Below are 12,734 nucleotides of genomic sequence, written 5' to 3' on the forward strand. Positions count from 1 at the left end.
CGCGAACTCCAGGGCAACTCCCCCCGGACTCCCCCATAACTCCCCCGCAACTCTCCGGGGCAGAGCCGCAACTCGCCCCGGAGACGGGAGGGCAAGGATCACTCGCCGATCGTCAGCGCCGAACTTTGCGCATCGGGCAACTTCGTCCCCATCACTCTGGCAAGCGTGGGAGCGATCGAACGCATGTCGATCTCGCCCAGATTGCGTCCCTTGGCTACGCCCTTGCCCATCACGAGGAAGGTCGAGCGCATCTCGGGCAGGGCGGGAAAGTAGCCGTGCATGCCCTTGTAGCGCGAAGGCCTGGCAAGCGGTGCGTCGGCGGCGAAGTTCCCCGCCAGAGCGCCCGGCTTGAGATCGACATAGAAGCTGGCCTGCGGGTTGCCGCCGAGCCTGGCGATTTCCGCCTTGCCGATGACCTTGGCGATCTTCGCCGAGGGATCGGCGGCAAGCTTCTCCAGCAGCGCGCCGACCATGCCGGTGAGCGCCGCGTCGTGAGGCCGGGCGAGGACGACGGCGATGGAGCCGCCCGAGGGCCAGGGCATCGCGTCCCACGAGCTGACCTTGCCGTCGGCGCCGAGCTTGATCAGGCCAGCGTCGATGAAGGGGCGGAAGAGGTTCACTTCGGTGTCGGTGGCGACGAAGCCGTGGTCGCTGACCAGCGCGATGGTGGCGTCGGGACGCGAGGCCAGTTCGGCTGCGACCAGCTTGCCGACCGCAGCGTCGAGACGTTCGAGCACGGCATTGGCTTCGGCGCTGCCGGGGCCGTGGAGGTGCTCTTCGTGGTCGAGCGCGGCGAGGTAGACGGTGAGGAAATCGGGCTTCCTCGTCTCGATCAGGCGCACCGCGAACTTCGCGCGGTTCTCGTCGGCATCGACGCCTTCATTGATGCCATCGGCATAGGCGCCGCAATCGTGTTCGAGCGCGTCGTAGAGGCCTTCGGTGGCGAGCGCGCGGATCAGCTTGCGGTCGTCAGCATGGCCCGAGCGCCAGATCTGCGGCATGTTCCAGGTGAGCGATTTGACGCCGACGCTGACTGGCCAGTGGACGTTGCCCGTGGTCAGGCCCGCTGCCTTCGCGGCATCCCACAGCGTCGGCGCGGTGATGTCCTGCGCGTACCAGTACCAGCCGCCGTAGTTGACTTGGCGGGGATCGAAGGTGGTGTTGCTGACGATGCCGTGCCGTGCCGGAGCGACGCCGGTGATCAGCGTGGTGTGGCTGGGATAAGTGACAGTGGGAAGATTGCCCATGACGCCCGTGGCATAGGCGCCTTCCTTTAGGAACCGGCGCAGGTTGGGCACCTTCAGGCCACGCTTGTCCGCTTCGAGCACGTCGCCGGGGCGCAGGCCGTCGATGGAGATGAGCAGCACGGGTTCGGCCCTTGCGACGACGGGCGCCGTGCTGCCAAGCAGCACGACGCCCGCAATCAGGGCCTTTGCGGGAGCAAGGCCCCGCATCATCAGAAGCCTGCCTTGAGCGAGACGAAGACCTGACGCGGCGCGCCCGCAAGCAGGGTCTGGTTGTCACCGCTGAAGCCGAAGCCGTTGGACCCGATCGTGGCGACATAGCGCTTGTCGAACAGGTTCACGGCGTTGAGCTGAAGCTCGATCGGCTGGCGCTGGCCGATGTCGAGACGATAGCCGATGGTGGCATCGACCAGTGCGCGGCCGGGCACCGACTTGTCGTTGAGGTAGGTGAAGTAGCGCTTCGACATGTAGTTGACGCCCACGCGGCCGAACACGGTGGTGCTGTCATAGGACAGTTCGCCGCGCAACAGGTGCTTGGGGGTATCGACCACGGTCTTGCCCTTGGTGGCGCGGATCGTGGTGGTGCCGCCTGCGGTGATCACCACGTCATCGCGGTAGGTGGTGTCGTTGTAGCTGTACGACGCAAAGGCGCCGAAACCGCCGGGCAGCTTGACGTCCACCGCCGCTTCAAGCCCAAGCGCGCGGACGTTGCCCACGTTCTGCAGCACGTTGGCCGAGCCGACGATCCCGACCGAGGTGGGGATCACCAGCAACCGGTCGCGGAAGTTGACGTAGTAACCCGCGAGCGACGCGTTGATCACGCCCGAGTTGTAGCGCAGGCCCGCTTCGTAGGTGTCCGAGCTTTCGGGCTTGAGCGTGTCCTTGATCGCGTTGAACCCGGCCTGCGATGTCGAGAACGGACCGCTGGTGGCCGAGGCCTGATAGGCGCGGGTGACCTGAGTGAAGCCGGCGAAGGCTTCGAGGCCGTTGCCCAGCTTGTAGTTGAGGCCGGCGTGGGGCTGGAACCAGTCCTCGACCTTGATCTGCCCGGTGGCGAGGCCGCTGAGGTTGACCTTGGCCTTGGAGGTGGTGTCGACCGAGAAGCCCTTCCAGCCGAGGTTCAGCTTGAGATCGCCAAGGTCGATATCGTCGGTGACGTAGTACTGGATGGTGTCGGTCTCGAAACCGATCGACCACTGCGTGAAGAACGGGCCTTCCTGGAACTTCAGGTGATCGCGCCCGGCATTGGCGCGGCTTTCGTAGGCGTAGAAGCGGCGCGACTGGATGAAGTCGTTGTTTTCGTACCAGCCGCCGACGGTGAACTTGTTCATGCCGAGATCAGCGGCGAGAGAAGCGAACACGCCCTTGCGCTTGATATCGTATTCGGTGGTGCGCAGCGCCATCGGTACGCCCGAGGGGCTGTTGACGTAAGGCGAACCCCACGTGCCCTGCCCGTCGTTCTCGTGGTAGTAACCCTTGACCTTGAAGGTCAGCCTGTCGCCCAGCGGCGCGGTCAGACCGATGGCGCCGAGCGTGTCCTTGCGCAGGCCCGAAGCATCGTAATAGGCATCGTCGGCGCTGGTGATCGGCGAAGGATAGGTGGTGCCGGCGGCGGGGTTGAGCGGCGTGGTGCCGGTATCGCCACGATTGGCGGCGATGTCGGCCACCTTGATCGCATCGGCATAGCGCGAGGGGCCGAAGTTGTCCCAGTCATAGCCGAGGCGACCGATCTGTTCGAGGCTGAGATCCTGATAGTCCTGCTCGGCGCGGTCGGAGTAGCTGATGTAGCCGTCGAGCGTGGCACCGCCCAAGGGCATCACGGCCTTGGCGTTGAGCATCAGGGTGCGCTGCTTGCCATCGCCCTTCCACTTCTTGCCGTCCTGATACTGCAGCGAGCCGAAGGCGCGGAAGCCGTCGGCGCTGCCGAAGGCGAGGCGCACGAAGCCGCGATAGGTCTGTTCCGAACCATAGGAACCGCTCAGGTCCGCGCCGAGTACGTCCTTGGGGTCGATCGAGAAGAATTCGAGCGTGCCGCCGAGGTTGTTGGTCGACTGCGTGGTGATCGAACCCGAACCCTGGCTGACGCGGGTGACGCCGATGTTCTCGGGGCTGATCGCACGGCTGATGTGCAGGCCGTTGGCGTTGCCGTAGGACATGTCGCCGAGCGGAATGCCGTCGAGATTGAAGCCCAACTGGTTCTGGTTGAAGCCGCGAATGGTGACGCGGGTCGACCATTCATAGTTGCCGAACGCGTCGGCCGACTGGAAGTTGACCGAAGGGAGCTTCTCGATCGCCTTCAAGGGGCTGGTGCCCGAGGCGAGGATGGTGAGCTCCTGCGTCGACAGCTCCTGGACCTGGCGGGTCTGGCCGGTGCCGAGCACGACGATTTCCGCAGTTGCGGAGTCAGCGGGGGCGGCGGTCTCGGCAGCAGGCGCGGCTTCTTCCGCGGCAAAGGCAGGAGCAGCGATGAGCGAAGTGCTGGCAAGCAGCACGGCGACGATACGCATGGTGAATTTCCCTCATAGACCACATCGGTGTGGCGAGGGCCTGCTAGGCGCGCGCTGTTGCAGGATGATGGAGATTCGCGGTCAGATCAGAGACATATCTTTGACGAACGATTGACAGCAATCATCCGGAACCTGACTGTCACGCGACTGTAACGCAGGATGCGCAATGGCTTTGGCGATGTCGGCAGGGGAAAGCAGCGTGCAGATCGAAGGCTTGCCGCCAGTGCAGGAGCGGTTCTTCAATCGCGAGCTGAGCTGGCTGGCATTCAACCGGCGCGTGCTGGCCGAGGCGGTAAACCCGGACTATCCGCTGCTGGAGCGGCTGCGCTTCCTTTCGATCAGCGGCAGCAACCTTGACGAGTTCATGATGGTGCGCGTGGCGGGGATTGCCGCGCAGGTGCGCCGCCAGATCGACGAGCTTTCGATCGACGGGAAGACGCCGCAGCAGCAGCTGGGCGCGCTGCTGGATGCGGTGAAGGACCTGATCGATGCGCAGCAGGACGTGCTGGCGGGGCTGAAGGACGAACTGGCCGAGGCCGGAATCCGCATCATCGACAACGATGCCCTGAACAAGGGCGAGGCCGAATGGCTGCGCGACTATTTCGAGGAGCACGTCGTTCCGGTGCTGACGCCGCAGGCGATCGACCCGGCCCACCCGTTCCCGTTCATCGCCAATCAGGGCACCGGCATCCTGTTCCAGTTGCAGCGCATGGCCGATGGCGCGGGCGTGACGGAAATGATCCTGATCCCGCCTGCCTTGCCACGCTTCGTGCGTCTGCCGGGGGCGGCCGGCGGCAGGCGAGCTTCGTGGGTGGGGATCGAGGAACTGGTGCGGCGCCATGCCACGATGCTGTTTCCGGGCTTCAGGATCCTTGGTCACGGCACCTTCCGCGTGCTGCGCGACAGCGACATCGAGATCGAGGAAGATGCCGAGGACCTCGTGCGCTACTTCCGCACGGCGATCCAGCGGCGGCGGCGCGGCAAGGTCATCCTGCTGCACCTGCAGGAGAATTTCGACGCCGATGCCGAGAAGCTGCTGCGCGAGCAGTTGCGTCTGGACCATGCCTTGGTGATCAAGAGCCGCGGCCTGCTGGCGATCAGCGGGCTTTCTGCGGTGATCGACGAGGACCGGCAGGACCTGAAGTTCGATCCCTACAATCCGCGCTATCCCGAACGCATTCTCGAGCATGACGGCGATTGCTTCTCCGCCATTCGCGAGAAGGATCTGGTGATCCATCACCCGTACGAGAGCTTCGAGGTGGTGATCGACTTCCTGCGGCAGGCGGCGGCCGATCCCGACGTGGTCGCGATCAAGCAGACGCTCTATCGCGCGGGCAAGCAATCGGCGGTGATCGCAGCGCTGATTGCGGCGGCGGAGGCGGGCAAGTCTGTCACGGCGGTGGTCGAGCTGAAGGCGCGCTTCGACGAGGAGCAGAACCTGATGTGGGCCGCGCAGCTGGAACGCGCGGGCGTCCAGGTGATCTACGGCTTCGTCGACTGGAAGACCCATGCCAAGGTGAGCATGGTGGTGCGGCGCGAAGGTGGCGGGTATCGCACCTACTGCCACTTCGGCACTGGCAATTACCATCCGGTGACGGCGCGCATCTATACCGACCTGTCGTTCTTCACTGCCGATCCGCGCATGGGCCGCGATGCCGGACAGCTGTTCAATTTCGTGACCGGCTATGTCGAGCCCAAGCACACCGAACTGCTGGCGATCAGCCCGATCAACCTGCGCGAGTGGCTTTACGAATGCATCGAGCGCGAGGTCATGCTGGCGCGCAAGGGGCGTCCGGCGATGATCTGGGCCAAACTCAACCAGTTGACCGATCCCGACCTGATCGACCGGCTCTATCTGGCCAGCATGGCGGGCGTGGAGATCCGTCTGGTGGTGCGCGGGATCTGTTGCCTCAAGCCGGGCGTGCCGGGGCTTTCGGAGACGATCGAGGTGAAGTCGATCATCGGGCGGTTCCTCGAGCACAGCCGCATCTGGGCCTTCGGCAACGGCGCGAACCTGCCCAACAAGCGGGCGCGGGTGTTCATCTCCTCGGCCGACGGGATGAGCCGCAACATGGGGCGCCGCGTGGAAGTGCTGGTGCCGGTGAAGAACCCGACGGTGCATGACCAGGTGCTCGACCAAGTGATGCTGGCCAACCTGCTGGATACCGAACAGAGCTGGGAACTGGGGCCGGACGGCGAGTATGAGCGGTTCGAGAAGGGTGAGCCTTCGTTCAACCTCCACGGCTATTTCATGACCAACCCGTCGCTTTCCGGGCGCGGGGCGGCGCTTTCCAAGGGCAGGAAGGTTCCAAAGCTTGCGTTGCGGCGCGGGGCGGCTAACCGTGGCTGAGTGAAGGCTCAACCCACCATCTACGAATGGGCGCGATCGCGCGCGATCATCGACATCGGTTCGAACACCGTCCGCCTTGTGGTCTACGGCGGGCCGCCGCGCGCGCCGGTGACGCTGCTCAACGAGAAGGTGACGGCCAAGCTGGGCAAGCATGTGGCCGAGACCGGCAGGCTTTCCGACAAGGCAGTGGACAGCGTGCTGAGCGCTCTGCGGCGCTACAAGGCGCTGCTCGATCTGGCGCAAGTGCCGCGCGTGGACGTGGTGGCGACGGCGGCGGCGCGTGATGCCGAGAACGGGCCGGAGTTCCTGGCGAAGATTCGCGAGATCGGCTTCGAGCCGCGCCTGCTTTCGGGCGTGGAGGAAGCGGAGACCAGTGCGACGGGCGTGCTGGGCGCTTTTCCGGGGGCATCTGGGATCGTCGGGGACCTGGGCGGCGGCAGCCTCGAGCTGGTCGACATTGCCGATGGCGGGACGAGCCACGGGGTGAGCCTGCCGCTGGGCTCGCTGCGCCTGCCACCGCTGCGGGCGCGGGGCGACCGGGTGTTCGTGCGCGAGATCAGCAAGATGCTGGCCGGGGCTGACTGGGTGGCAGAGCCGGAAGCGACGCTCTACCTTGTCGGCGGATCGATGCGCGCGCTGGGGCGGGCGATGATGGTGCAGCTGGACTGGCCGCTCGACGACACGCACGGCTTTGCGCTGGACGCGGGCAAGGCGCTGGAGCTCGCCAAGCGGTTTGCGCGGCGGGGGCAGGCGGTGCAGCAGATCGACGGAGTTTCGGCGAGCCGGGCCACCAGCATTCCCGATGCGGCGGCGCTGCTGGCGGTGCTGCTGCAGAAGCTGGATCCCAAGGGCATCGTGTTCTCGTCATGGGGTCTGCGCGAGGGAGTGCTGTTCGGATCGCTGCCCGACGCGGTGCAGCGCGAGGACCCGCTGCTGGCGGGCGTTGGCGCTTTCGTGGGACCGATGGGCGTCGATGCGGCGCTGGTCGAGGCGACGGTGGCGGCGCTGCGCGAGGTTGCGCCGCTGGCGGCAACCCCGGTCGGGCGCGCGGCGGTGATGCTGTGCCTTGCCGCCGGTCGGGTCGAACCGAACCTGCGGCGGGAGTTGCCGGTGGAATGGGGCCTGCAGAAGCGCTGGGTCGGCGTGGACAACGCGGGCCGCGCGGTGCTGGCCAGTGCCTTGCGCGCGTGCCTCGGCAAGAACGGCGCGGGGCCGCTGCCGTGGAGCGCCCTTGCCTCACAGGACCTGTTGTTCGAGGCGCGGACGCTGGGCCATGCGGCGCGGCTGTGCCGGAGGCTGAGCGCGGGCGCGGCAGGCGCGCTGGCACAAGTGCGGTTGCGACCGAGGAACGGCACTATCGTGATCGAAAGCGCGGAGCCGCACCTTGTCGGCGACGGGGCGGCGCGGGACTTGCGCGATCTGCTGCAGCATCTGGGGCTCGCCCCGGCCTGAATTTTTCGTGACGTTTTGTTGCCAAGCGACGAAAAACACGCCCTTTCTGCAAATATGACGGTCACCTGAAACCTATTCATCGGTCTGTCTCCAAACTGTCGTCCGACCGTCAAACGTGGTGCCTAGGGGCCTCCTCAGCCAAGCAATTCAGGGGGCTACCATGTCATTTGCGATTCACGCGGCAAGCTGCCGCACCGTTTTCCGTGCGCTGCTGCTGGGTTCGGTTGCGACACTCGCTGCCACACCTGCCTTCGCCGAAGACCTCACCGCCGAAGAGAACGCCGAAGCGCCGATCGTGGTGACGGGCGAGCGGCCCATTGCGGAGTCCGAAGCCGCCGCGCTCGACGTGCAGAAGAAGTCGGATTCGCTGGTGACGGTGCTGTCTTCAGACGGCGTCGGCCGCCTGCCCGATCAGAACATCGCGCAGGCCACCAGCCGCCTGCCCGGCGTCGCCATCGAGCGCGACCAGGGCCAGGCGCGCTACATCTCGCTTCGCGGTGCGCCGAACTACTGGACGACGCTGAGCTTCGACGGGATCAACGTCGTCAGCCCCGAAGGCCGCGATGCGCGGTTCGACTCGATCCCCTCGGCCATCGCCAAGCAGGTTGTCGTATCCAAGGCGGTAACGCCGGACATGCCGGGCGAGACCGTATCGGGCAACGTCAACGTCATCACGCGCTCGGCCTTCGATTTCAGCGGCCTCCACGTGCAGGGCAAGGCCGGGATCGGCTATGCCGAACTGGGCGACCGGCGCGAGTACGAAGGTTCGCTCGTCGTGTCGGACCGTTTCAAGGCGGGCGACGGCGAGATCGGCGTGCTGCTTTCGGGCAGCTTCTTCGAACGCAACATGATCACCGACAACTTCGAGATCGACTGGGAGCGCGTCAGCCAAGACCAGCGTCCCGGCAATGGCACGCGCTTCTGGGCGCGCGAGACCGAGAACAAGCTCTATCGCCTGCGCCGCCGCAACTGGTCGGTCTCGGGCCGCCTCGACTGGAAGCCCGACAGCCAGAACACGATCTCGCTGCGTTCGGTCTATACGATCTTCACCGACGACGAGGCGCGCGACAACTACATCTTCGACCTCGACGACCGTCAGGGCGACCTTTCGAACAGCGCGGACGCCTGCCCGACGACCGTCAACACCACGCCGACGACGACCGGCTATGCCGATGTCTGCATCGGCAACACGCCGCTCAAGGGCACGGTCTACGGCATCGACATCAACCAGCGCTCGACGCTGCGCGCGTTCCGCCAGTCGATCTTCACCAACACCCTCGAAGGCACCCACGAGTTCGGCGAAGGCTGGAAGGTCAACTGGCTGGGCAACTACACCGAATCCAAGGACGACCGTTCGGTGGTGGGCGAAGCGCGCTGGAACAGCCCGTCGACCCGCAGCCTGCGCCCGACCGTGGCCTATGACTTCACCAATCCGCTGCGCAACACGCCGCAGCTGTTCACCACGGTGCAGCTTTCCAGCCCGACGCGCTACACCGCCGGGACCGCCGTGACCGCCATCGACACCTTCACCAAGCCGCTGGCGGAACTGCGCGTGCTCGATGCGGTGGACACGACCAAGGCCTATACCGGACGACTGGTGCTGGCCAAGGACACGAGCTTCCTCGGCGGCGATGCCACCTTCAAGCTGGGCTTCCAGTTTGACCAACGCACCAAGGTGGTGGACGAGAGCCAGATCTCGCTGACCGCAGCGGGCGACTTCACCAGGATCGGCATTCCCACCAATTACAACGACTTCTCGCTGGATCAGGCGTTCCTCGGCAAGATCCCGATGGGCTACACCTTCCGCTATTTCGATACCGACAAGATGCGCCAGTACACCGACGCGGCGCGCGAGAACTTCACCTTCACGCCCAACACCGGCAACATCTACGACGTGCGCGAGCAGGTCTTTGCCGGGTTTGCCATGGGCACGCTGCGCTATGACTGGGGCTCGATCGTCGGCGGTGTTCGCGTCGAGCACGTCAAGAACCGCGGCATTGCCGAGGCCAACATCGCCGGGACGACGGGCCTTGTCACTGCCGAAGCCAGCCAGACGCTCGCGTTCCCGAGCCTGCACATCAACTACAACCTCGCCGAGGACAAGAAGCTGCGGCTTTCGTTCAACAGCGGCGCGGCGCGGGCCGATTACGACCAGATCCGCCCGAACGTGACCGTCAACGACGCCAACCTCACCATCTCCGGCGGCAATCCCGGCGTGAAGCCCGAGCGCGCCTATGGCGTGGATGCCTACTTCGAGTGGTACGTCCGTCCGCAGGGCTACCTGATGGCAGGCGCGTTCTACAAGAAGGTCGAGGATGTGCTCTATTCGCAGCGCCGCACCTTCAATTCGAACGTGCTCGACAGCAACGGCGTGGACCGTTCGCAGTACACCTTCAGCGGCATCGCCAACGGCGGCAACGGGCGCATCTTCGGCTTCGAAGTGGCGGCACAGCTGCAGCTTGAGCCCTGGACCGAAAGCCTCGGCCTGCCCGAATTCATGGGCGGTTTCGGCGTCAGCGCCAACCTGACCTGGAACGACAGCGAAGTGACCAAGCCCGCCGTTGGCAACGTCCCTGCCCGCAAGGTACGCCTGCCGGGTACGTCCGATTGGGTCTACAACCTCGGCGCCTATTACGAGAAGTACGGCCTCTCGCTGCGCCTGCAGTACCAGCGCCGCAGCACCTGGCTTGATGGCTATGCCGACGACCTGACCGACGCTGGCGACACCTATTGGGCCGCTGACGACGAGATGGACTTCTCGGCGCGCTATGCGATCACGAAGAACTTCGAGGTCTATTTCGATGCCTCGAACCTGCTCAACAAGCCGGGCCGCCGCTATTCGGAGCCGGGCAACCTGCTGACCGCAACCGGCACGCCGACGCCCGCCACCCAGATCTACACCATCGAATACGAGCGCTTCGGCCGTCGCTATGCGGCGGGCGTGCGGATCAACTTCTGATGGTGGCCCTCACCAGGTTCGTCACGGCAGGACCGGGAGCATTGCTCCCGGCCCTGTTCCTGTCAGGCTGCGCCAGCGTGGCCGAGTACCCTCGCCCATTCTATCCGGCGGTCGATGTCGTCGCGACGGGTGAGACCACGCCGGTGGGTTCAGGCAATGCCGATGCCGCCGACGATCCGGCCATCTGGCGCAACGCCGCCGATCCTGCGGCCAGCCTGATCCTCGGCACCGACAAGAAGGCGGGGCTCTATGTCTACGGCCTCGACGGCAAGGTGCGCGATTTCGTGGCAGCGGGCGCGCTGAACAACGTCGACTTGCGCGAGGTGCGCCCCGGTTTCGTGCTGGTGGCGGCGAGCGACCGCAGCGATGTTGCCGAGCCGAAGATCGCCTTGTTCCGGCTGGACGGTGCGACGGGCAAGTTGACCAGCCTTGGCGTGCGCAGCTTTCTCGCTGCGGGCCATGCGCCCGCCGAGGCCTATGGTTTCTGCATGGGCAAGGCACAGGCGCCGGGAGAACTGGCACGCGCCTATGTCGTGCTGAAGGACGGCACGGTGGCGGAAAGCGCGCTGGAGGAGGATGACGGTGCGATCACGGCGCGGCACCTGCGCTCGATCCGTTTCGCAACGCAGTCGGAAGGCTGCGTGGTCGATGACCGGACGGGCCTGCTCTATGTCGCCGAGGAAGACGTCGGCATCTGGTGGGTCGATGTTCGCGCCGCCGTGCTGCGGGCCGAGCCTTTCGCCATGGTCGGCAAGGAGGCCGGACTGGTGGCCGATGTCGAGGGTCTGGCGATTGCCCCGCAAGGGAAGGATGGCGGCGTGCTGGTGGCGTCGAGCCAGGGCGACAATGCCTATGTCCTGCTGCACCTTGCCACCGGCATGCCCAGCGGACGCTTCCGGATCTCGGCCGGACGGTTCGGCGCGACCAGCGACACTGACGGGATAGAACTGGTCCTTGGCGATTTCGGCGCGAACTGGCCGGGCGGACTCTTCGTGGCCCAGGACGGCGACAATGCTCCGCAAGCCCAGAACTTCAAGCTGGTCAGCTGGCAGGCGGTTGTGGACGCTGTAGGCGAGAAACCCTGACCGACCTGCCCAACATCACAAGAGACCGGATTCGACCGACCTCTTCTTGCCTCGTGGACGTGACGAAGGAATAACGCGTCTGCGGGAGCGTTGTGGCAGCCGTGTCGGGTTCGACACGGTCAACGAGAGGGGGCAAAGATGAGGAAAGCGTTGGGCGCGGGCGCAATGGCGGCTGCAGGCCTGCTGCTGCCTGTGGCAACCATGGCGCAGGAAGCGCCGGCCAAGGCCACTGCCGAGGAAGCGCCGGGCGTCTGGCGTGCCAGCGCGGGCGTCAATTACTCCGAGGGGGATTATGGCGACACGCAATCGACCAAGGTCGTCTCGGCGCCCGTCGCCCTGAAGTATCGCAAAGGCGGCTTTTCGATCCGTGTCTCGGTGCCATGGGTCCATATCGATGGTCCGGGAAGCATTCTCGACACGCCGCAGGGGCGCGATGCCGGCTTCGGCGATCTCGGGGCAACCGGCGACGACGGTGGCAGCAGCAGCGGGAGCGACGACTCTTCGGGATCGGGCTCGAGCGGGTCGGGGTCCAACTCCGGCTCGGGCGGTTCTGGTTCGGGCGGTTCGGGTTCTTCCGGTGGCGATGACGACAGCGGCAGCGGCGGAGTCATTCCGCCAGCGGTGCCGGGCACCCTTGCCTCCAACAGCCGCGGCGGTCTGGGCGATGCCTCGGTGGCGCTGGGCTACTCGCTCGAGCTTGGCCGGTCGACGTGGCTCGATCTTGGCACCCGCCTGAAGTTGCCCACCGCATCGCGGGCCAAGCGGCTTGGCACGGGCAAGGCCGATGTCACGGTGAATGGCGATCTGGTTCAGGACATCGGGCGCTTCAGCCTGTTTGCGGGCGCACGCTATCGCTTCCTCGGCAAGCCCGCCGGATCGACCTTGCGCGATACCTGGGGCGCCGGGGGTGGCGTCAGCTATCGCTTTGCCGGGGGGACGATCCTGGGTGCCGACTACGACTGGCAGGAATCGGCCACGCCCGGTCGGATCGCGAGCAGCGAGGCTACGGGCTGGGTCAATTTCGGGCTGACCCGCAAGCTGCGCCTCCAGGTCTTCGCATCGACCGGATTCAACGCGCGCAGCACCGACTTTGCCGGCGGCCTTTCGCTGAGCTGGCGCCTGAACTGACCAGTCTGA

At 65.7% G+C, this 12,734-nt stretch carries 7 protein-coding genes; 5 read left to right on the forward strand and 2 right to left on the reverse strand.

Annotated features, from left to right (window positions below):
* Window positions 1-98: 98 nt before the first annotated feature.
* Window positions 99-1,454: an alkaline phosphatase family protein gene (locus tag I2488_RS15160; protein WP_196276712.1), complete on the reverse strand. Its 1,356-nt coding sequence runs from the start codon at window positions 1,452-1,454 to the stop codon at window positions 99-101.
* A 2-nt stretch (window positions 1,455-1,456) separates the two neighbouring features.
* On the reverse strand, window positions 1,457-3,751 hold the full coding sequence (locus I2488_RS15165; RefSeq protein ID WP_196276654.1) for a TonB-dependent receptor: 2,295 nt from the start codon (window positions 3,749-3,751) through the stop codon (window positions 1,457-1,459).
* Window positions 3,752-3,929: 178 nt separating this feature from the next.
* Here I2488_RS15165 and I2488_RS15170 point away from each other — a divergent pair, with 178 nt between their 5' ends.
* The 5 genes from I2488_RS15170 to I2488_RS15190 all read left to right on the forward strand — a co-directional run bounded on the left by I2488_RS15170 (window position 3,930) and on the right by I2488_RS15190 (window position 12,725).
* Complete coding sequence (locus tag I2488_RS15170; protein WP_246465709.1) at window positions 3,930-6,101, forward strand: RNA degradosome polyphosphate kinase; 2,172 nt, start codon at window positions 3,930-3,932, stop codon at window positions 6,099-6,101.
* Window positions 6,102-7,553 carry a Ppx/GppA phosphatase family protein gene (locus I2488_RS15175; RefSeq protein ID WP_343071087.1) on the forward strand — a complete coding sequence of 484 codons (1,452 nt, stop codon included), beginning with the start codon at window positions 6,102-6,104 and terminating at the stop codon, window positions 7,551-7,553.
* Between the two features lie 160 nt (window positions 7,554-7,713).
* Window positions 7,714-10,512 carry a TonB-dependent receptor gene (locus tag I2488_RS15180; RefSeq protein WP_196276656.1) on the forward strand — a complete coding sequence of 933 codons (2,799 nt, stop codon included), beginning with the start codon at window positions 7,714-7,716 and terminating at the stop codon, window positions 10,510-10,512.
* Complete coding sequence (locus I2488_RS15185) at window positions 10,512-11,597, forward strand: phytase (RefSeq protein WP_196276657.1); 1,086 nt, start codon at window positions 10,512-10,514, stop codon at window positions 11,595-11,597. Before I2488_RS15180 ends, I2488_RS15185 begins: the two co-directional genes overlap by 1 nt.
* Window positions 11,598-11,735: 138 nt before the next feature.
* Window positions 11,736-12,725, forward strand: coding sequence for a hypothetical protein (locus tag I2488_RS15190; protein ID WP_196276658.1), 990 nt, complete (start codon window positions 11,736-11,738; stop codon window positions 12,723-12,725).
* The last annotated feature ends 9 nt before the right edge of the window (window positions 12,726-12,734 follow it).

It is taken from the genome of Novosphingobium jiangmenense (genome assembly GCF_015694345.1).
Classification (GTDB): Bacteria; Pseudomonadota; Alphaproteobacteria; order Sphingomonadales; family Sphingomonadaceae; genus Novosphingobium; species Novosphingobium jiangmenense.